This is a genomic window from Lentzea sp. NBRC 102530 (assembly GCF_030269365.1).
Lineage (GTDB): Bacteria > Actinomycetota > Actinomycetes > Mycobacteriales > Pseudonocardiaceae > Lentzea.
The window spans coordinates 285,512-303,128 of record NZ_BSTF01000006.1 but is presented as its reverse complement, the minus strand read 5'-3'; the positions used below and the strand labels follow the sequence as shown (position 1 = coordinate 303,128).

Annotated in this window: 22 protein-coding genes; 4 read left to right on the top strand and 18 right to left on the bottom strand. The window is 70.7% G+C overall.

Annotated elements, in window-relative coordinates; all coding sequences use genetic code 11:
• Positions 1–2 precede the first annotated feature (2 nt).
• From QSK25_RS18595 to QSK25_RS18555, 9 genes are all read right to left on the bottom strand, one after another.
• Complete coding sequence (locus QSK25_RS18595; RefSeq protein WP_285639800.1) at positions 3–233, bottom strand: YciI family protein; 231 nt, start codon at positions 231–233, stop codon at positions 3–5.
• A gap of 60 nt (positions 234–293) precedes the next feature.
• The gene (locus QSK25_RS18590) at positions 294–1,130 is read right to left on the bottom strand and encodes an NAD(P)H-binding protein (RefSeq protein WP_285639799.1); all 837 of its coding nucleotides are present in this window, start codon (positions 1,128–1,130) and stop codon (positions 294–296) included.
• Complete coding sequence (locus QSK25_RS18585; protein WP_285639798.1) at positions 1,127–1,882, bottom strand: TetR/AcrR family transcriptional regulator; 756 nt, start codon at positions 1,880–1,882, stop codon at positions 1,127–1,129. Before QSK25_RS18585 ends, QSK25_RS18590 begins: the two co-directional genes overlap by 4 nt.
• Positions 1,883–1,951: 69 nt before the next feature.
• Positions 1,952–2,650 (bottom strand): hypothetical protein, encoded by a 699-nt coding sequence (locus QSK25_RS18580; protein WP_285639797.1) that lies wholly within the window; start codon positions 2,648–2,650, stop codon positions 1,952–1,954.
• Positions 2,651–2,718: 68 nt separating this feature from the next.
• Positions 2,719–2,940, bottom strand: coding sequence for a hypothetical protein (locus QSK25_RS18575; protein ID WP_285639796.1), 222 nt, complete (start codon positions 2,938–2,940; stop codon positions 2,719–2,721).
• Complete coding sequence (locus QSK25_RS18570; protein WP_285639795.1) at positions 2,937–3,446, bottom strand: YflT domain-containing protein; 510 nt, start codon at positions 3,444–3,446, stop codon at positions 2,937–2,939. The genes QSK25_RS18575 and QSK25_RS18570 overlap by 4 nt, the downstream gene beginning before the upstream one ends.
• A gap of 39 nt (positions 3,447–3,485) precedes the next feature.
• On the bottom strand, positions 3,486–4,262 hold the full coding sequence (locus QSK25_RS18565) for an arylamine N-acetyltransferase family protein (RefSeq protein ID WP_285639794.1): 777 nt from the start codon (positions 4,260–4,262) through the stop codon (positions 3,486–3,488).
• On the bottom strand, positions 4,240–4,749 hold the full coding sequence (locus QSK25_RS18560; RefSeq protein ID WP_285639793.1) for a GNAT family N-acetyltransferase: 510 nt from the start codon (positions 4,747–4,749) through the stop codon (positions 4,240–4,242). The genes QSK25_RS18565 and QSK25_RS18560 overlap by 23 nt, the downstream gene beginning before the upstream one ends.
• Complete coding sequence (locus QSK25_RS18555) at positions 4,746–6,365, bottom strand: MFS transporter (RefSeq protein WP_352236096.1); 1,620 nt, start codon at positions 6,363–6,365, stop codon at positions 4,746–4,748. Before QSK25_RS18555 ends, QSK25_RS18560 begins: the two co-directional genes overlap by 4 nt.
• 107 nt (positions 6,366–6,472) lie before the next feature.
• Here QSK25_RS18555 and QSK25_RS18550 point away from each other — a divergent pair, with 107 nt between their 5' ends.
• Positions 6,473–7,192 carry a hypothetical protein gene (locus QSK25_RS18550; RefSeq protein ID WP_285639791.1) on the top strand — a complete coding sequence of 240 codons (720 nt, stop codon included), beginning with the start codon at positions 6,473–6,475 and terminating at the stop codon, positions 7,190–7,192.
• Here the strand turns inward: QSK25_RS18550 and QSK25_RS18545 are convergent.
• Both QSK25_RS18545 and QSK25_RS18540 read right to left on the bottom strand, forming a co-directional pair.
• Positions 7,176–8,417 carry a hypothetical protein gene (locus tag QSK25_RS18545; protein WP_285639790.1) on the bottom strand — a complete coding sequence of 414 codons (1,242 nt, stop codon included), beginning with the start codon at positions 8,415–8,417 and terminating at the stop codon, positions 7,176–7,178. The genes QSK25_RS18550 and QSK25_RS18545 overlap by 17 nt on opposite strands.
• The gene (locus QSK25_RS18540; protein WP_285639789.1) at positions 8,414–8,992 is read right to left on the bottom strand and encodes an RNA polymerase sigma factor; all 579 of its coding nucleotides are present in this window, start codon (positions 8,990–8,992) and stop codon (positions 8,414–8,416) included. The genes QSK25_RS18545 and QSK25_RS18540 overlap by 4 nt, the downstream gene beginning before the upstream one ends.
• Before the next feature lie 114 nt (positions 8,993–9,106).
• Here QSK25_RS18540 and QSK25_RS18535 point away from each other — a divergent pair, with 114 nt between their 5' ends.
• Positions 9,107–9,352 (top strand): hypothetical protein, encoded by a 246-nt coding sequence (locus QSK25_RS18535; protein ID WP_285639788.1) that lies wholly within the window; start codon positions 9,107–9,109, stop codon positions 9,350–9,352.
• Between the two features lie 488 nt (positions 9,353–9,840).
• A complete protein-coding gene (locus tag QSK25_RS18530; RefSeq protein WP_285639787.1) occupies positions 9,841–10,572 on the top strand; it encodes an SDR family oxidoreductase in 732 nt (243 codons plus the stop codon).
• On the opposite strand, the gene QSK25_RS18525 is transcribed toward QSK25_RS18530, so the two are convergent.
• Both QSK25_RS18525 and QSK25_RS18520 read right to left on the bottom strand, forming a co-directional pair.
• A complete protein-coding gene (locus tag QSK25_RS18525) occupies positions 10,554–11,057 on the bottom strand; it encodes a DUF2087 domain-containing protein (RefSeq protein ID WP_285639786.1) in 504 nt (167 codons plus the stop codon). The two genes, QSK25_RS18530 and QSK25_RS18525, sit on opposite strands and share 19 nt — an antisense overlap.
• 64 nt (positions 11,058–11,121) lie before the next feature.
• Positions 11,122–11,598 (bottom strand): hypothetical protein, encoded by a 477-nt coding sequence (locus tag QSK25_RS18520; RefSeq protein ID WP_285639785.1) that lies wholly within the window; start codon positions 11,596–11,598, stop codon positions 11,122–11,124.
• 49 nt (positions 11,599–11,647) lie between these two features.
• Between QSK25_RS18520 and QSK25_RS18515 the strand changes: the two genes are divergently transcribed.
• Positions 11,648–12,616: a helix-turn-helix transcriptional regulator gene (locus QSK25_RS18515; protein WP_285639784.1), complete on the top strand. Its 969-nt coding sequence runs from the start codon at positions 11,648–11,650 to the stop codon at positions 12,614–12,616.
• Here the strand turns inward: QSK25_RS18515 and QSK25_RS18510 are convergent.
• Genes QSK25_RS18510 through QSK25_RS18490 form a run of 5 tightly spaced genes read right to left on the bottom strand, consistent with a single transcriptional unit; the run spans position 12,604 to position 17,613 of the window.
• Positions 12,604–13,377 carry a DUF3626 domain-containing protein gene (locus tag QSK25_RS18510; protein WP_285639783.1) on the bottom strand — a complete coding sequence of 258 codons (774 nt, stop codon included), beginning with the start codon at positions 13,375–13,377 and terminating at the stop codon, positions 12,604–12,606. The genes QSK25_RS18515 and QSK25_RS18510 overlap by 13 nt on opposite strands.
• The gene (locus tag QSK25_RS18505; protein WP_285639782.1) at positions 13,370–14,008 is read right to left on the bottom strand and encodes a DUF2238 domain-containing protein; all 639 of its coding nucleotides are present in this window, start codon (positions 14,006–14,008) and stop codon (positions 13,370–13,372) included. The genes QSK25_RS18510 and QSK25_RS18505 overlap by 8 nt, the downstream gene beginning before the upstream one ends.
• On the bottom strand, positions 13,998–14,516 hold the full coding sequence (locus tag QSK25_RS18500) for a sugar O-acetyltransferase (protein WP_502881872.1): 519 nt from the start codon (positions 14,514–14,516) through the stop codon (positions 13,998–14,000). The genes QSK25_RS18505 and QSK25_RS18500 overlap by 11 nt, the downstream gene beginning before the upstream one ends.
• 17 nt (positions 14,517–14,533) lie before the next feature.
• Complete coding sequence (locus QSK25_RS18495) at positions 14,534–15,292, bottom strand: SWIM zinc finger family protein (RefSeq protein ID WP_285639780.1); 759 nt, start codon at positions 15,290–15,292, stop codon at positions 14,534–14,536.
• The gene (locus tag QSK25_RS18490) at positions 15,292–17,613 is read right to left on the bottom strand and encodes a DEAD/DEAH box helicase (RefSeq protein ID WP_285639779.1); all 2,322 of its coding nucleotides are present in this window, start codon (positions 17,611–17,613) and stop codon (positions 15,292–15,294) included. Before QSK25_RS18490 ends, QSK25_RS18495 begins: the two co-directional genes overlap by 1 nt.
• Between the last annotated feature and the right edge of the window lie 4 nt (positions 17,614–17,617).

The window sequence follows — 17,617 nt, the reverse complement described above, 5'->3', positions numbered from 1 at the left end:
CATCAGACCACAGCCACCTGACGTATTTCCACGACGCACGCCGGGAGCGCGATCCGCTTGACCCGCTCGAGGGCTTCCTCGTGGTCGCGGACGTCGATCAGCCAGTACCCGGACACCCCGCACGCGTCCGGCACGAGGTCGCCCGCGTCGAGCAGCACGCCCGCCCGCAGCAACGCCTCGGCGTGCCGTGCCGCCGCCACGTCCGGACTCCGGACGAACACCATGAACCGCACCGGCCCCTCCTCGCTCTCACCGGTACGTCGAACGAGGAGGGGCCGGAATCGACGCGATGATCAGCCGCGGAAGTCCGCCTCGTGATCGCGGGCCCACTGGGCGAACGTGCGGTACGGACGGCCGGTGAGCCGCTCGTGGTCGGGCGACACGACGAACTCGTAGTCGCTGAAGTCGTCGGCCTCGCCACCCTCGTAGCCGGCGACGCCGAGCACGTACTCGGCGATCTCGCGCGGCCAGCCGACGCTCACGTAGTGCTCCAGCGCCTCGTCCACGGTGACGTCGCGGAACGTCAGCTCGCGGCCGAGCACGGCGCCGATCTCGCGGGCCATGTCGCGCTGGGTGAGCGGCGGCGGCCCGGACAGGTCGTAGGCGCGGCCGTCGTGCCCGTCCTCTTCGAGCACCCTGATCGCGACGTCGGCGATGTCGGCCTCGTGAATCGGCTGGCCGAACTCGTCGGGGCTCGGGTGCACGATCGTCGAGTCCGCGCGGATCGACGGCCCCCACAGGTCGATCTTGTTGACCGCGAACTCGCCGGGCCGCAGGTGCGTCCACCGCACCCCGGACGCCTCGACGGCCCGCTCGATCGGCAGGTGGTGCGTCTTGTCGTAGCCGTAGGTCACCGCGCCCGAGGACAACGTGACGATGCGCCGCACGCCCGCGCGCACCGCCCGATGCACGACCTCGGCCGCGGTCGGCGGGTGCGCGAACAGGTACAGCTTCTCGACGCCGTCGAACGGCAGGCTGTCCGGGTCGTCGAGGTCGGCCCGGACAGCCTCGACGTGTGCGGGGAACGCCGCCTTGGCCGGGTCGCGGGTGATCGCGCGGACGTGCCCGGACAGCCCCCGCACGACCAACCGGCCGACGGTGCCGGTCGCGCCGGTGACGAGCGTGGTCATCGCATGCCTCCCTCGATGCCGTCGAGCAGCTTGTCGAGCCCGTAGTCGAACGAGCTGTGCACGTGGTCGGCCAGCGAGTCGCCGACCTCGTAGGCGCCGGCGTTCCAGAGGGTCGTCATCGTCGGGTAGCGCTCGACGTCGAAGTAGTCGTCCCAGAACACCTGCCGCGCGCCCCACCACGAGTCGCCGGACTCCCCGGTGGCCGCCGCGAGCTGCTGGTCGTCCACCTCGGACGCCGCCGCGCCGTGCACGAACCCCTCGACGGCGACGTGCGCGACGGTGACGTGGCGCGGTTCGAGCCCGGAGTCGGCGAGGGCGGCCAGCAGGAACTCCTGCCCGTCCATCAGCCCCGGCCCGAGCGGCGGCCGGACCATCGACACGTCCCGCATCCACGGGTGCGCCTGGTAGACGGCGCGTGTGCGGTCCGCGTAGTGCTTGACGCGCTCCCGCCACGTGCCCTCGGGCGTGAGTTCGCGTTCCTGGAGCACGGTGTCGGTCATCAGGTCGATCAACTCGGCCTTGCCGGGCACGTGCGTGTAGAGCGACATCGTGCCGACGCCCAGTTCCTGCGCGACGCGGGCCATCGACATCGCGCCGAGCCCCTCGCGGTCGGCCACCGTGATCGCCGCATTGACGATCTGGTCGACGCTCACCTTCGGTTTCCTGCCGACCGGTTTCGGCTCCGGCGGATCACGCCAGAGCAGGGCCAGTGTGCGCGCCGGGTCTCCCCCGCCGCTGCGTTCGGCGGCCATCCGTCCACCCCATTTCCGTAGGTCATACGGAAACAATACCGTACGGACTACGGAAATGGCGTTGCCGTTCTAGTCGACGTACCAGACGACCCTGACCTCGGTGGACGTGAGCGTGCGGGACTCCGCGCACACCTCGTGGGTGGTGAGGAGCCCGTCGATGCGGCACACCCGGTCGTCGCCGGGACTCAGTCGCTCGCGGGGCGTGAAGCCGCGCGACCGGAGGTGTTCGCGCACCCGCTCGGGTGCGCGGTCTCCGGTCAGCGTCACCTCGCGCGAGCAGTTGCCGGACCCGCAGTGGCCGAGACCCTCGGTCGCGGTGAGCCCGGTGGGTGCCGGCAGCACGCCTTCGTCGCCGGGCTTGGCCTCCAGTTGCGCAACCAGCAAGACCCCGGTCGCCAGGAACCCGGACAAGACCATCACCGCCAGCACGAGCGCCCCGTCGGCGACACGTCGCTGCCTCGGCACCGCGGGCAGGCACACCAGTGCCGCGAGCATCGGGTACAGCCAGAACAGCTCGGCGTAGGAGGGCACCCACGGCCCGGCGAACCAGAACGCGCGCGGCAGCACGAACGCCGCCAGCAACACCACCAGCACGCCGCCGACGACCAGCCCGGTCGTGCGCGTGCGGGCCAGCGCGCACCACAGCACGATCGGCACCAGGCCGAACAGGTTCGACGGACCAGGCGTCGGCACGCACACCGCAGCGGCCGCGGCGACGGGCGCGAACCTCCACCAGTGGGTGCGGACCGCTTCCCCCAGGATCGGCATCCCGCCAGTAAAGCGGAAACGCCGCCCCGCTGGTGCGGGACGGCGTTTCCTGTGGTGGGAGCGGGGAATCAGGCTGCCAGGTCGGCCTTGGCCGGTTCCAGCAGCAGCTGCGTGACCCGCAACTGGCGGGCCGCCGCTCGGAGGTCCTTCACGATCTCGGCGACGTCGCGACCCAGGTCGTGGTCGGCGCGCGCGGCCAGGTTCGTGGCCTGCGCGCCGAGCCTGGCGCTGGTCTGCCGGATCTCGTCGAGCGCGGTGCGCAGCTCGTCGACGGTCAGCGGGGTGCTCATGCCCGCCACGCGAGCTTCGTGAGCATGTCCTTGCCCTGCTCGGCGCTGCGGGGGTGGCTCAGCACGTCGTAGCGGCCGGCCACGAGCTGGGTGACCGAGGCGAAGTCGCGACGGCCGCGCGTGGCGGCGTAGCGCATGGCCGCTCCGGCGAGTCCGAAGACCGTACCGGTGAGCAGACCCACGACGATCGGGGCGAGCGCGCCGCCGGTGGAGAACAGGCCGAGCAGCAGACCGACGAACAGGCCGAACCAGGCACCCGACGCGGCACCCGCGCCGAGGACGCGGCCCCAGGTCAGGCGGCCGGTGACGCGTTCGACGATCATCGGCTCGACGCCGACGATGGTGACGTCCGCGACCGGGAAGTCGTTGTCCGCCAGGTGGTCGACGGCCCGCTGCGCTTCCTCGTAGGTCGCGTACGAACCGATGGGCCAGCCCGAGGGCGGGGTGGGCAGTGCGTTGACGCCCGTGGAATTCACTCCCGTGGCGAACGGAGTCGCGGTGGTCATTTCCAACACCTCCGAAATGCGATCCCCTTACACCCGGTATTACGAACTTGGGCCCTCTTTTGTTCCCAGAGTTGCCCCGATGTGACTCAGCTCCCCTTCGGTGAGCACGATGTCGAGCGATTCCAGCGTTTTTCCGAGGTCCTCAACCTGAGAATTCTCAGGTTTCTCCCCCGCGCGTTCGACGACGAACTTGCCTCCGATCAGCCGGCGGCTCAGACCGGGTTCGAGGCGCATGGCCACGAGCTGGCGGCTGAACGGCGAACGCGGGTGCGTCGCCACGTAGTAGTTGGCGGCGTCGTAGTCGACGGGCCGCTGCTCGATGCCGGTCTCGAACGCGTGCTGGAGCGTCCAGCCGCCCTCTTCGAGCTTTTCCAACACCCAGCGGCCGTCCTCGCGGCGCAGCCGGTGCGGCCACCCGGCCTGGTCGACCTCCGCGCCGTCCCGCAACGGCATCGGCCGCAACACGCCCGCGCCGAAACCGACGTCGACGAGCTGGTCGTCCACGATCGACAGGAAATGCGTGCGGGGGCCGGTGAACACCCGGCCCATCTGCCGGCTCACCGAGTGGCCGAGTCGTTCCAGAACGGCGGTGAACAGCAACTGGTGTTCGTAGCAGTAACCGCCGCGCGGTTTGCGCAGCATCTTGTCCTGGATGTCGTCCAGATCGAGGGACGGGATCTTGCCGAGCACCACGTCGGCGTTCTCGAACGGAATGGCGAGCACGTGCTTCTCGTGCAACTCCGCGAGCGAACTCGACGCCGATGCGCCCGTTCGCGCGAAGTACGCCTCCAGGTCAACCTTTTCCGTCTGCCACATGCGCGTCCCCCTGAGCCAGCTGCCACTCCTCTCTCGTAAGCGCGTACTCGACCTCTCCGTATTCCGTGCCGGGCAACGGATCGGGGAAGTCGAGGTGGAAGGTGCGGACGTGCCGCAGCCCGCACTTCTCCATCACGCGCCGCGAGCCGGCGTTGACGAACATCGTCGTGGCGACGACCCGGTCGACGTCTGCGCTGGTGAAGCCGCGTGCGATCAACGCGCGGCCGCCCTCGGTGGCGTAGCCGAGGCCCCAGAACGCGCGGTGCAGCCGGTAGCCCAGCTCGACCTCGCGCGTGCCCTTGAACTCGAACCAGCCGACGAACCGACCGGTCGCGGTCTCGTGCGCGGCGAGGAAGCTCTCGCCGAGGTAGCCGGCGACCGGCGCGGGGTCGAGGTAGCGCATGACCTCGGGGTCGGCGTGCAGTTCGGTCAGCGCGTCCGCGTCGGACGGCCTCATCGGCCGCAGGGTCAGGCGTTCGGTTCTCACCCCCGCATCGTGCCGCGGTCGTCCACCGGTTTCCGGGCGGTCTTGAGCGACGCGAACGCGGCCAGCAGGCACAGCGCGATGGCGAACCCGAACGCGATCGCGAGACCCTGCGCGAACGGCCCGGAGATGAGGCTCGGGAAGAACCCGCGGCCGGTGAGGAACGCGGCCTGGTCCGGCGGCAGCGTCGTGAGCTGGTCGCCGAGCAGTTGCTGGATCGGGTTGTAGCCGAGGAACGCGGCGAACAGCACGGCCACCGCCGGCAGCGCGGCGACCTGGGCGGCGGCGGTCTGCGAGACGCCGTGCTCGACCAGCCCGGTGCGCATGGCGCCGGGCAGCGACTGCGTGAACCCGACGATGATCAGGCTGAAGAAGAACCCGATGGACAGCACCATCGCGGTGTTCTGGAAAGTGGTCATCATGCCGCTGCCGGACCCGCGCGCGTTGGCGGGCAACGAGTTCATGACCTCGGCGCGGTTGGGCGAGGAGAACATGCCCATGCCGATGCCGGTGAACACCAGGACCACCGCGAACTCCCAGTACGGGAAGTCCACCGGCAGGGCGATGAGCAGCGCGAACGTGACGGCCGTCAGGACGTTGCCGCTGAACGCCAGCGCCCGGCTGCCCAGCCGGTCGGACAGGATGCCCGCCGTCGGCGCCGCGAGCAGGAACCCGACGGTCATCGGCAGCATGTAGATGCCCGCCCACAACGGCGTCTCCTCGTAGGAGTAGCCGTGCAGCGGCAGCCAGATGCCCTGCAGCCAGATGATCAGGACGAACTGCAGCCCGCCGCGCCCGAGAGCCGAGGCGAAGTTGGCGATGTTGCCCCACGTGAACGACGGCAGCCGGAACAGGTGCAGGTCGAACAACGGGTTGGGCACGCGGTGCTCGATCACGACGAACGCCACCAGCGTCGCGAGCCCGCCGATCAGGCAGGTGAGCACGAACGGGCTGGTCCAGCCGGTCTGCGAGGTGCCGTGCGGCTGGATGCCGTAGGTGATGCCGACGAGCAGCACGATCAGGCCGGCGGCGAAGGTGATGTTGCCCCACCAGTCCATCTCGGCGTGCCGCCGCTCGCCGGTGTCGCGCAGCTTGAGGTACGCCCACACCGTGCCGAACAGCCCGAACGGCACGGACACGACGAAGATCAGGTTCCAGTTGACCGGCGCCAGCAGCCCGCCGATGACGAGGCCCAGGAACGACCCGGCGATCGCCGCGACCCCGTTGATGCCCAGCGCCATGCCGCGCTGGGTCACCGGGAAGGCGTCGGCGAGGATCGCCGAGGAGTTCGCCATCAGGAACGCCCCGCCCACGCCCTGCACGACCCGCCAGCCGATCAGCCACAGCGCGGCGGCGTCCCCGTCGAACCAGGTGATCGCGAGCATCACCGAGCTCGCGGTGAAGATCGCGAAGCCGAGGTTGTACATGCGGGCGCGGCCGTACATGTCGCCCAGCCGCCCGAAGCTCACCACCAGCACGGCCGTGACGACCAGGAACCCCATGATCATCCACAGCAGGTAGCCGGTGTTGGCCGGGTCGAGCGGGTTGATCGCGATGCCCTTGAAGATGTCGGGCAGCGCGATCAGCACGATCGAGGAGTTGATCGTGGCGATGAGCATGCCCAGCGTGGTGTTGGACAGCGCGATCCACTTGTACCCGGCCTCGGCCGGCGCCTGCACAGTCACTTCGCCATGCTAACCAATCCGCCCAGGGTTAGATCTGCGTCGTGACGACGAACGCGCACCCCGTCGAGTTGCCGGGATACGAAGGCGGCCCGCTGACCCATCGGCCGGAACTGCTCGAGGAACCCCTCTTCTGGCTGGGCCACCTGTACTCCTGCGTGCAGGACGAGGAGACCGAAGAGCTGCTGTTCGGTGCGGACCACGACGCCGCGGGCGAGTTCCACCGGCGGCTGCGGGAACCGGCGGACTGGCCGACGTTCACCATCCCGCTCGCCGGGGACCACCGCCTGCACGTGGTCTACCGGACGTTCGAGGACGATCCCGGCACCGACTACCTCGTCCACCACCCCGACTGGGACCAGGCCGAACAACTCGCGCAGGACGAGGGCCACTTCATGGGGCCCGGTCTGTCGTGGCCCGAACTCGTCGCCGCCGCGGACGGCGGTCTGCCCGGCGGCAGCACCGTCGATCCGCACGCCCGGCTGCTGCTCCTGCTGCCGGCGTTCGGCGACGAAGCCCTGCCCGAGGACGCCGCGGCACGTTTGTCGGCCGCTTTGCGCGCCCTCACGGCCGTGGACGACGCCGGCACCGTCGCCGCCCGGCTGCTGGAGGACCAGGGAGCCACCGGCCAGGTGCGCTGGACGGACGGTCCCGGCTACGCGGTCAACAACGGCCGCTACTCCTACCGCAACCCGGCCAACCACTTCGCGCTGCCACCCGAGCGCGCGGCCAGGGTGGCCGCCGCCCTCAGCGCTTCGGCGTGATCGTCTCCAGCACGGTGCCCCGGGCGTCGCGCACCACGACCTGGGCACCGGGACGGTTCTCGATGAACGGCGCGGCCAGCACGAAGGTGCCGTTGCCGATCACCGCGGGCACGTCGGCGGCACCGGGCGCGGTGTAGGTGATCGAGGCGACCTGCGGGTCGAACAGGATGCCCACCGCGGCGAAGTCCTCGCTCTTCTCGCCTCCGCCCTCGACCGGCACGAAGTCGTGGAAGGCGCGGACCGAGCCGATGGTCTGGCCCTGCACGAGTTCCATGTCGTCGGGCTCGCGCAGGTCGTAGACCAGGCCGCGGCGCTGGGTGCCGTCGTCGAGGCAGTAGAACATCAGGTTGCCGAACCCGCCGAGCACGATCGTGCTGGTGGCGCTGACCTTGGCGGTGACGCCGTGGGAGAACTGGTCGGCGTCGGGCACGGCGCGGTCGCGCAGGCAGGCGGCGAGCCGCTGGGCCTCGGGGGTGCTGCGGTCGGCCGGGGGCAGGGGCAGGTCGGTCACGGACGCGGTCGGCCCCGGTACGCCCCTCAGGACCGTCTCCTCGCCGTTGACCAGCGCCTTCGTGCCGGTCTCCGCCTTGACGTAGCCGGTGGGGGCGAGGAACAGGCCCTCGATGATGCCGGGCGAGGTGTTGTTCCAGCCGGGGTCGGCGATGCGGGACAGGCTCAGGAACTTCACGTCCGGCGACACCAGGCCCGCCATCGCGCCGGAGGGCGTGGTGAACAGGACCTTCACCTGGCCGCGGCCCTCGGCGAGCCGCGCCGTGTCCGGGGCGGAGATCGTCGTGGTCGTGGCGGTGTTCGCGCAGAAGAACACGCCGGTCGAGGCCCGGAACGCGCTGAGGACGGTGCCGTTCTTGTGGCTGAGCGCGATCAGCGACCACTGGTCGGCCGGCGGGTGCGCGGTCGCGGCGGCGGTGCAGCGCGCCATCATGTCCGGTCCGAGCGGGCCCTTGCCGACGTTGTTGACGACGTTGCGGTCCTTGCCGACGAACTCGCCGTTGTACTGCATCGGCGGGCCCGCGACGTCGGCGGAGCCGCCGAGCAGTGCCTGGCTCGCGAAGACGGTCGTGGCGGCGAGCAGGGCGACGCCGGCGGCGATGACGACGGGCCTGCCGTTGCGGGCGCGCGGGTCCATGCCCTCGGACAGGCGCCGGCGGGCCCGCAGGCGGACGTCGTCGGGCAACGGGCGGTGGTCGGGCAGCTGGTCGATCATGCGTTGTCCTCGGGGGTGAGGTCGCGCAGCCGGGCGCGAGTGCGGGAGACGCGGGCGCGGACGCTCGACTCGGTGATGCCGAGGAGCGTGGCGGCGTCGGACACGGACACGTCGCCGAGCAGGCAGAGCTGGGCGATCTCGCGTTCGGAGTTCGGCAGCTTCGCGATGGCGGCCACGACCTGGACCAGGCGGCGCCGGGCGTCGGTGCGGGCGGCCACGTCGTCGGCGTGGTCGCGCTCGTCCTGCGGCGTCAGCTTCGAGACCAGCCGCAACGCCCTGCGCTTGGCCCGCCACTCGGTGCGGGCGCGGTTCGCGGTGACGGTGTAGAGCCACGGCAGCGCGGAGTCGCGCACGAGCTGGGCGTCGCCGCGCTTGCGCCAGGCGGTCAGGAACGTGGCGGACAGCAGGTCCTCGGCCTGCGACCAGGACGCGGTGAGGCGGTAGGCGTAGTTCCAGACCGCTTCGGCGTGCCGTTCGAACAGCTCCGTGAACGCGGCGTGGTCGCCCTGCGCGATCTGCTCCCAGAGCCGCGTGTCGGGTGGACCGACGTTCGCGAGCTCGGACGTTTCAGTCATCACACTCCGCCTGGGGCCGCCACCGCCCAGTGTGCTGCGTGACGCCGGTCACCTCGTTACCGGGGAGTTACCCCTCATTCGAGGCCTGAATGACGCCGATGGCAAGATCTTCGCGTGCCGTTCGAGCAGCAGCAGCCCGGCAATGTCGAGGCGGAGACCCAGGTGTTCGCGAAGTTCCCGACGCACGAGCCCGACGAGGCCACGATCCCCGGTGTCGAGCCGGTGGCCGCACCACCCGCTCCACCTGCGCCGAAAGCCGTTCCGGCGCCCGCCGCGGCGGCGGCGAAGCCCGCGCCCAAGTCGTTGACCCGGCGGTTGGCCCGCCGGATCCTCGGCCCGACCTTGATGACGAAGAGATAGGCCCAGCTACCGGTCGGGGACCTGGCCCAAGCCTCCGCAGACCCGGCAGGCGGTCCGGTCCTCGTTGAGCCCAGAACCAAGGCAACGGCTGCACTCTTTCACAGAAGAACAGTGTCCGCTTCTACTCCGAGTGGTGGCAGCCGCCAAGCAGGGACCGTCCCGGCAATAATGGGTGACCCCCATCGTTCACGCTCGGTGATCAGGCCTGGGTGGACGGTCCGGCTGGAATCTCGTTGGCACGTGCGACATTGCCTGCGACGATGCCTCTGCGTTCGCCGTTCGGGAGCTTCCACCAGCCGGAGCAACCGCGTGGGCACGGGTGCGACATCTCGTGCAGCACAAGGCCTTCCGGACCGGGAACGGGTTGTTGCCACGACATCGTTCCGGACCCCGCGCACAGCAGGCAGGTGTCCTCTTCACACTCCACCCCTGGTAATTACTCCACAGGGGACACTTCGGGCAATCGCTGGATCGAGGGGAGATCACCGATGGCGGTGGCGGTCGTGACAGGCGCCGGATCGGGTGTGGGACGTGCTGCGGCGCGCACCCTGCTGGCTGCGGGATTCCAGGTGGCGCTGGCAGGACGGCGCGAGGACGCGCTGACCGAGACCGCAGAGGGCTTTCCCGACAGCGCTCTCGTGGTGCCGACCGATGTGTCCAGTGAGGACTCCGTCGTGGCGTTGTTCGACACGGTGGTTTCCCGGTTCGGCCGGGTCGACGTGCTGTTCAACAACGCGGGCATGAACGTGCGCGCCACGCCCGTCGAGGAGTTCTCGTTGAGCGCGTGGGAGAAGGTCGTCGGGGTGAACCTGACGGGCGCGTTCCTGTGCGCACGCGAGGCGTTCAAGGTGATGAAGACCCACGGCGGTGGCCGGATCATCAACAACGGCTCGATCTCCGCGTCGGTGCCACGCCCGCACGCCGTCGCCTACAACGCCACCAAGCACGCGATGACCGGGCTGACGAAGTCGTTGTCGCTGGAGGGCCGCGCGCACAACATCGCGTGCGGGCAGATCGACATCGGCAACGCGGCGACGGAGATGACCGCGCGGATGGGCGGCGGCGTGCTGCAGGCCGACTTCGAGGTGCGGCCGGAGCCCACCTTCGACGTGCAGCACGTCGCCGACGCCGTTCTATACCAGGCGCAGCTGCCGTTGAACGCCAACGTGCAGTTCATGACCGTGATGGCGACGGCGATGCCCTACATCGGCAGGGGTTGAGCCTGGTACATGCCGCCACCGCGCTCCAGGAGACCGAGGTCGACGAGGTAGCGGCGGATGGTGACGTGGTCGACCTCTCCCCCGTCGCACCACGCCTTGAGACGCTCGTTGATCTCCTTCTCCTCGTAGTACGTGCGCGCGGTGAAGGCGTGCGCGGCGACGTGCTCGAGGATCTTGCGGCGCCGTTCGTGGGCGACCGGCAGGGAGACGAGCTTGTCCTTCAGGACGAACGGCGCGAGCCCGTCCGCCGGCATGGCATCGGTGAGCGTCGCGGCGAGCGGCTTGAGGTCGGCCGGCCGGGCCGGTTCGCCCTCGACCAGCCCGGCTTCGCGGAGTTTCCGCAGCGCCGTGCCGGCGTCTTTCGGTGTGAGTCCGGAGGCGGCGGCGACGTCGGTGAGCGTGCCCGCTCCGAGGACGACGGCGGCGAAGGCCCGCAGCCTCGCGGGTTCGGCCAGTGCGCGCACGACGTTCTCCGGTGTGGTCATGTCTGCGAACCTAACGCCGCCGTCCACCGGTTTTACCGGGACGCGGCGCCCTGCCACTCGTCGTTCATCGGCCCACCAGTCCCGCGGCGAGGCTGTCGGCGAGGTAGCCGTCGAGGTCGGGCGTGTCGGGTTCGAGGACGTGCCGCACCCAGGCGGACCGTTCGTGCTCCAGCGGCGGCAACTCCCAGACGCAGCCGATGAGGTCCTTCGGGATGACGCTGAACGCGCGCAGGTCGGGGTCGGTGCTGCCGAGGAACGGCTGGTCGCCCGACACGGCCGTGCGGCAGTGCAGCACGTTGTCCCAGACCCAGTTGTACGCGTTGAGGTACATGCCGGCCGCGCTGCGGTGCAGCACCGTCACCGTGGCGGGCGGCGTCGGGTCCTCGAAGTCGGGGTAGATCCGCGGCAGGAACGCGTGGGCGGCGTCGCGGATGTCGTCGGTGATCTCCAGACCGGGAGTGACCACCTCGTAGCGCTTGACGTGTCTGCCCGCGACGACCAGCGGTTCCTTGACCGCCAGCTGCTTCTCGTAGAAAGCCATGCGTCGAACGTATGAGCTAACCCTGACAGGGTGTGTCAGTGTATTCCGCGTGCGTGCGAGTCGACTGGTTTCCCTGCTCCTGCTGTTGCAGACGAAGGGCCGCATGACGGCGTCCGCGCTGGCCTCCGAGCTGGAGGTGTCGGTGCGGACGATCTACCGGGACGTGGAGTCGCTGCACGCCGCAGGGGTGCCGCTGTACGGCGACGCGGGCCCCACCGGCGGGTACCAGCTGCTCGACGGCTACCGCACCCGGCTGACCGGGTTGACCGAGCAGGAGGCCGAGTCGTTGTTCCTGGCCGGGCTGCCGGGGGCGGCGGCGGACCTGGGGCTCGGGGACGCGGTGGCGGCGGCGCAGTTGAAGCTGATGGCGGCGTTGCCGTCGCCGATGCGCGACCGGGCGTCGCGGATGGCCACGCGGTTCCACCTGGACGCGCCGTCCTGGTACTACGACTCGGAGCGGTCGCCGTTGCTGGAGGTGGTCGCGGACGCGGTGTGGCGGGAGCGGACGATCGAGGTCGGCTATCGGCGGTGGCGTGCGCCCGAGGACGTGACGCGGACGCTGCGGCCGCTCGGGCTCGTGCTCAAGGCGGGGCGCTGGTACCTGGTGGCGCAGGGGTCGTCGGCGCGGATCTCGACGTACCGGGTGGCCCAGATCCAGTCGGTGGAGGTGCTGGAGCCGTTCGACCGGCCCGCCGGCTTCGACCTGGCCGCGCACTGGGCGGCGTCGCTCGAGGAGTTCCAGGCACGCCAGCACACGGGGACCGCGGTGGTCCGGTTGTCGGCGCGCGGGTGGGAGGTCTTCGACTCGCACGTGCTGCCGGTGGTGGCGAAGGCGGCCGCGGAGTCCGTTGTGGAGGACGGCGGCGGGTTCCGGGTGACGATCCCGATCGAGTCGGTGGCGCACGCGACCGGGATGCTGCTGCGCCTCGGCGGTGAGGTGGAGGTGCTGGAGCCGGCGGAACTGCGGGAGCAGGTGACGGCTGCGGTGCGCCGGCTGGCGGAGCTCTACCTGGGGTAGCCGAACCTCGCGAGGTGGTGCCACAGGTGCTTGACCACCTGCGGTGGCGCGCTGGCGGTGTCGAGCAGGTCCGGGGTGAGGACCCCGTCTCGCGCGAGTTCGAGTCCCAGCTCGACCGACTCCTGCGTGCGGTAGCCGGCGTGCCGCAGGAGGTCCTGTGTGGACAGCCGGAAGCCCGCGTGGCGTTCGACGCGGCACGGCAGGTCGACCTCGGGGAAGGTCGGGTCGAGGACGACGGCCTCCACGTCGTCGAACGTGACGGGGCCGTGGACGTGGGCCTCGACGTAGTCGTCGAGCGGGTCGGCGGGGGTGGCGTGGCCGAGCAGGGCGAAGCGGCGTGCGGTGCCGAAGTCGACCGGGTCGAAGACGCTGTCGGGGTGGCAGAACGTGGTGCGGTCCAGGACCGCTTCGGTCAGCCGCAGGTGCGCAGAGCCGAAGCGGGGCGCTGCCCCGCAGCCGCGCCGACGGTGGTCGAGGGCGCCGTACTTGGGCCGCGCCGAGGGGTCTGCTCGGTCGTAGGCGCCGCCGAAGAGCCTGCTCTCCCACTGCCAGCGGTCGCCGCCGGGGTGGGCGGTGAGACCGCCGTTGCTGGTGCCGGTCTCGAACTGCGAGCGGTAGGCGCCGTCGCGGGCGAGCTGGGCGAGGACTCCCCGGCCGGGGTGGAAGTTGAGGGTGACGCGCAGGTCGCGGGGCAGGGGGCCGCCGGCGGACAGGGCTTCGACGTGCGCGATCGCGCGCTCGACCGTCCCCTGCTCACCCATCCGCGCGCCTCGCTCCACCGAGCCGTGCCAGCTGGCGGTCGTGCAGCCGTGCCAGCACCAGTTGCGCGACCACGGCTCCCAGCAGTGCCATGAACATGTCCCACTGGGTGTCCCACACGTCGCCCTGGGTCCCGAGGAAGTCTCCGGCGGCCTCGCCACCCAGCACGGCCGAGAGCCACTCCAGCATCTCGTAGCACGCGCTGAACGCCAGGCACACCGACGTGACCAGCACGGACAACCAGCCGCCCGGCCGCAGCGGTGTCCGTCGCAGCAGCACCTCGCGGGCCAGGACCGCGGGCACGAACCCCTGCACGAAGTGGCCGAACCGGTCGTAGTGGTTGCGCGCCAGGTCGAACAGGTCCTGCACCCAGAAGCCGACCGGCACCCGTGCGTAGGTGTAGTGCCCGCCCAGGATCAGCACCAGCGCGTGCAGGAACAGCAGCCGGTACAGCAGCGGTGTCAGCGGGAACCGCCGGAACGTCGCGACCAGAACGCCCGCGCCGATGACGACGGGGGCGACTTCGAGGTACCAGGTACCGCGCGAGTACGGGCCGATCCCGGACACCACCAGCGCGACGGCGGTCAGGCCGAGCAGGACCAGCGGTTCGGCGACGCGTTTGTCACAGCTCACGGATCACCTTGCAGGGATTGCCGACGGCCAGCACACGCGGCGGGATGTCGCGCGTGACGACGCTACCGGCTCCGATGACGGAGTTCTCGCCGATGGTGACGCCGGCGCACACGATGACGCCGCCGCCGAGCCACACGTTGTCGCCGATGGTGATGGGGGCGGCGGACTCGAAGCGCCGGCGGCGGGCTTCGTGGTCCTCGATCGGGTGCAGGGCGGTGAGGAGTTGGGCGCGCGGGCCGATGGAGACGTCGTTGCCGATGGTGATGGTGGCGCAGTCCATGAGGATGGCGTCGTAGTTGAGGAAGCTGTTGGAGCCCAGGTGGATCTGGTAGCCGTAGTCGCACTGGAAGCGCGGCATGACCCACGAGCCTTCGCCGATGGAGCCGAAGAGCTCGGTGATGACGTCGGCTGCGCGGGTGGCGTTGAACTCGTCGACCAGCCGCTGGGCGGCGAGGCGTTCGGCGACCAGTTCGGGGTCGGAGTCCTGGTACAGCTCGCCGGTCATCATCTTCTGCTTCTCGGTGATCACCCTTCGAGAGTGCCCGACCGCAGCAGCGCGCGGGCACGGGATGCGGCGATCTCCATCAACGCCACCAGCTCGTCGGCCTCGAAGCCGGGTGGCGGTTCGACGTGGAGCACCACAGGTGTGGTGCCGGGCATCGGCGGGCGAGGAGGTAGCTGACCTGCGGGTTCGACGGAAACCACCACAGGTGTTCTGGTCGCGAGCGGTCCGGCGACGCGCAGGCGGAGGGCGTCGAGGAGTTCCTGTTCCGGTTTTCCCTTGAGCAGCAGCAGGACGAACGGGTCGGCGTCGAGCAGCCAGCCGACCTGGAACGCGAGGGCGGCGGCGTGGCGGCACGGGAGTTCCCAGCCGTCGCAGTCGCACTCGGGTTCCAGGTCGCCGATGCCGGGGACGAGGTCCACTCCGGACTCCTCGGCGGCGGTCACGAGGTCGCGTGGCATGTCGTTGTCCAGCAACGCCGCGATGTGGGCGGGGTTCTCGGCGACGCGGTCGAGGAACCGTCCCCAGTGGACGTCGGAGAGCACGGGCACGACGACGGTGGTGCTGTGGACGGTGTCGTTGTCGTGGACCTGGGCGTGCAGGCGGCCGGGGCTGACGGTGATCGGACCGACGACGCCGGCGTGGGCGTAGCGGCGGCCCAGGCGCAGCAACGTGGTGTCCAGCGCGGTGTCCTCCAGCGCCCTGACCCACGTCTTGCCCCACCAGGTGGTGGCGACGCGGCGTTTGACCTTCGGGAACGCGGCGAATCCGCGGGCGGTCATCAGGCGCTCCTCAGTGCGACGAGGTCGGCGAGTTCGGCGTCGGTGAGTTCGGTGAACGCGGCCTCTCCCCCGTGCAGCACGGCGTCGGCGAGGTCGCGCTTGTCCTGCAGCAGCGCGGCGATGCGTTCCTCGACGGTGCCTTCGGCGACGAGCTTGTGGACCTGCACGGGCCGGGTCTGGCCGATGCGGTAGGCGCGGTCGGTGGCCTGGTCCTCGACGGCCGGGTTCCACCAGCGGTCGAAGTGGATCACGTGGTCGGCGCGGGTGAGGTTGAGGCCGGTGCCGGCGGCCTTCAACGACAACAGGAACACGGGTGCGCGGCCGTGCTGGAAGTCGTCGACCATCCGCTCGCGCTGCGGGACGGGGGTGCCGCCGTGCAGGAACCGGGTGGGCTGCTTGATGTGCTGCTCCAGCAGCCGGGCCATGCCGACGTACTGGGTGAAGACCAGCGCGGAGCCGTCCTCGGCGACGATGGTGTCGAGGAGTTCGTCGAGCAGGTCGAGCTTGCCGGAGCTGCCCTGCAGCGTCGGGTGCCCGAGGTAGTGCGACGGGTGGTTGCAGATCTGCTTGAGCCCGGTGAGCAGCTTCAGCACCAGGCCGCGGCGCGCCATGCCGTCCGACGCCGCGATCTGTTCGAGCGTCTCGCGGGTCAGCGCCTCGTACAGCGCGGCCTGCTCGACCGACAGCGACACGTACCGGTCGGTCTCGGTCTTGGCGGGCAGTTCGGGGGCGACGCCGGGGTCGGACTTGCGGCGGCGCAGCAGGAACGGCCGCACGACCTTGGTCAGCGTGTCGTCGGGCGCGGGCCAGCGGCTGCGGAACGCGCGGTGCGTACCGAGCAGGCCGGGTGTCGTCCAGTCCAGGATGGACCACAGCTCCGACAGCGAGTTCTCGACGGGTGTGCCGGACAGCGCGACACGGGCCGCGGAGGGAATCGACCGCACCGCCTTGGCGGTGCCGGAGTGCGGGTTCTTGACGTGCTGCGCCTCGTCGGCGACGACCATGCCCCACTCGTGGGCGCGCAACGCCTCGGCGTCGAGCCGCATCGTGCCGTACGTCGTGAGCACGACGCCCTCGGACGCGAGGCTCCGTTGTGGACCGTGGTAGCGGCTGACCGGCACGCCGGGTGCGAACCGGCGGATCTCGCGTTCCCAGTTGCCCAGCAGCGACGCCGGGCAGACCACGAGCGTCGGCCGGTCGTCCGCCCGGTGCAGGTGCAGGGCGATCAGCGTGATGGTCTTGCCCAGGCCCATGTCGTCGGCCAGGCACGCGCCGAGGCCGAGCCCGGTCATGTGGGCGAGCCAGCGCAACCCGTGCAGCTGGTAGTCGCGCAGTTGGGCCCGCAACGCCGGGGGCTGCGGGAACTCGGGGACGGCGGTGATCGCCGCGCTGAGGCTGTGGGGCGCGACCTCGACCCGTTCGCCGTCGATCACCGCGACACCGGTCAGGGCGGCGGTGACGGCCTGCACGGCGCTGATCGGCTTGAGCTGCTGCCGGGCCTTGCGCCGCAGCGACGGGTCGACGAGCACCCACTGGTCGCGCAGCCGCACGACCGGCCGGGACGCCTCGGCGACGAGGTCCATCTCGGCCTCGGTGAGTTCGGCGCCGCCGAGGGCGAGCCGCCAGCAGAACGAGAGCAGGTCGCCCGCCTGGAACGCCCCCGCGGGTTCGCCGATCACGGCCCGCGCGGACAGCCCGGTGGAGAGTTCGCGCGGCCAGTGCACCTCGAGGTCGAGGCCGAGCAGTTCGGACACCTCGGTGTCGCTGAGGTCGGCCTCGTCGAGCAGGCGCTGCAACGGCGGCCAGTCGATCCGCGCCATCGCCCGGATGGCGTCGAGTTCGCGGCCGGAGCCCCGCACGTCGCGCGGGGAGGGGTCGGTGACGGCGCGGACCTGCACGATCGCCCGGAACCGCTGCTCAGCGGTCATCTCGATGCGCAGCGACAGGGTGATCTGCTCGTCGGCCCACCCCTTGAGCCCGGACACGTCGCAGGCCTCGTGTCCCGCGAACGGTCCGGTACCGCCGCCACGCGGCAGCGTGTCGGCGACGGCGTCGAGGAACGCGCGCAGGGTGTCGTAGTCGCCGTGCGCGGCCAGCTGCCGCAGGTGCAGTTCGTCGGCGTGGTCGAGCGGCCCGACCCGCCAGGCGTCGAACCCGCCGGCGGTCACGTCGGGCACGATCCGCCCGCGCGCCACGAGGGCGAGCGCCGTCGCCGCGGCCACCGACCAGTAATCGGTGCCCTCCAGCACCGAGGGCAGGGCTTCGAGCAGGGGTTTCGAGTGGAGCTGACCGAATCTGGGTGGATCGGCGGGGACGAACATACTC

Bases quoted from the DNA above. Each gene is read 5' to 3' on its own strand.
- QSK25_RS18590 (WP_285639799.1), bottom strand. From the start codon at position 1,130: ATGACCACGCTCGTCACCGGCGCGACCGGCACCGTCGGCCGGTTGGTC.
- QSK25_RS18585 (WP_285639798.1), bottom strand. From the start codon at position 1,882: ATGGCCGCCGAACGCAGCGGCGGGGGAGACCCGGCGCGCACACTGGCC.
- QSK25_RS18580 (WP_285639797.1), bottom strand. From the start codon at position 2,650: ATGCCGATCCTGGGGGAAGCGGTCCGCACCCACTGGTGGAGGTTCGCG.
- QSK25_RS18575 (WP_285639796.1), bottom strand. From the start codon at position 2,940: ATGAGCACCCCGCTGACCGTCGACGAGCTGCGCACCGCGCTCGACGAG.
- QSK25_RS18570 (WP_285639795.1), bottom strand. From the start codon at position 3,446: ATGACCACCGCGACTCCGTTCGCCACGGGAGTGAATTCCACGGGCGTC.
- QSK25_RS18565 (WP_285639794.1), bottom strand. From the start codon at position 4,262: ATGTGGCAGACGGAAAAGGTTGACCTGGAGGCGTACTTCGCGCGAACG.
- QSK25_RS18555 (WP_352236096.1), bottom strand. From the start codon at position 6,365: ATGCTCATCGCCACGATCAACTCCTCGATCGTGCTGATCGCGCTGCCC.
- QSK25_RS18545 (WP_285639790.1), bottom strand. From the start codon at position 8,417: ATGATCGACCAGCTGCCCGACCACCGCCCGTTGCCCGACGACGTCCGC.
- QSK25_RS18540 (WP_285639789.1), bottom strand. From the start codon at position 8,992: ATGACTGAAACGTCCGAGCTCGCGAACGTCGGTCCACCCGACACGCGG.
- QSK25_RS18530 (WP_285639787.1), top strand. From the start codon at position 9,841: ATGGCGGTGGCGGTCGTGACAGGCGCCGGATCGGGTGTGGGACGTGCT.
- QSK25_RS18525 (WP_285639786.1), bottom strand. From the start codon at position 11,057: ATGACCACACCGGAGAACGTCGTGCGCGCACTGGCCGAACCCGCGAGG.
- QSK25_RS18520 (WP_285639785.1), bottom strand. From the start codon at position 11,598: ATGGCTTTCTACGAGAAGCAGCTGGCGGTCAAGGAACCGCTGGTCGTC.
- QSK25_RS18510 (WP_285639783.1), bottom strand. From the start codon at position 13,377: ATGGGTGAGCAGGGGACGGTCGAGCGCGCGATCGCGCACGTCGAAGCC.
- QSK25_RS18500 (WP_502881872.1), bottom strand. From the start codon at position 14,516: ATGATGACCGGCGAGCTGTACCAGGACTCCGACCCCGAACTGGTCGCC.
- QSK25_RS18495 (WP_285639780.1), bottom strand. From the start codon at position 15,292: ATGACCGCCCGCGGATTCGCCGCGTTCCCGAAGGTCAAACGCCGCGTC.
- QSK25_RS18490 (WP_285639779.1), bottom strand. From the start codon at position 17,613: ATGTTCGTCCCCGCCGATCCACCCAGATTCGGTCAGCTCCACTCGAAA.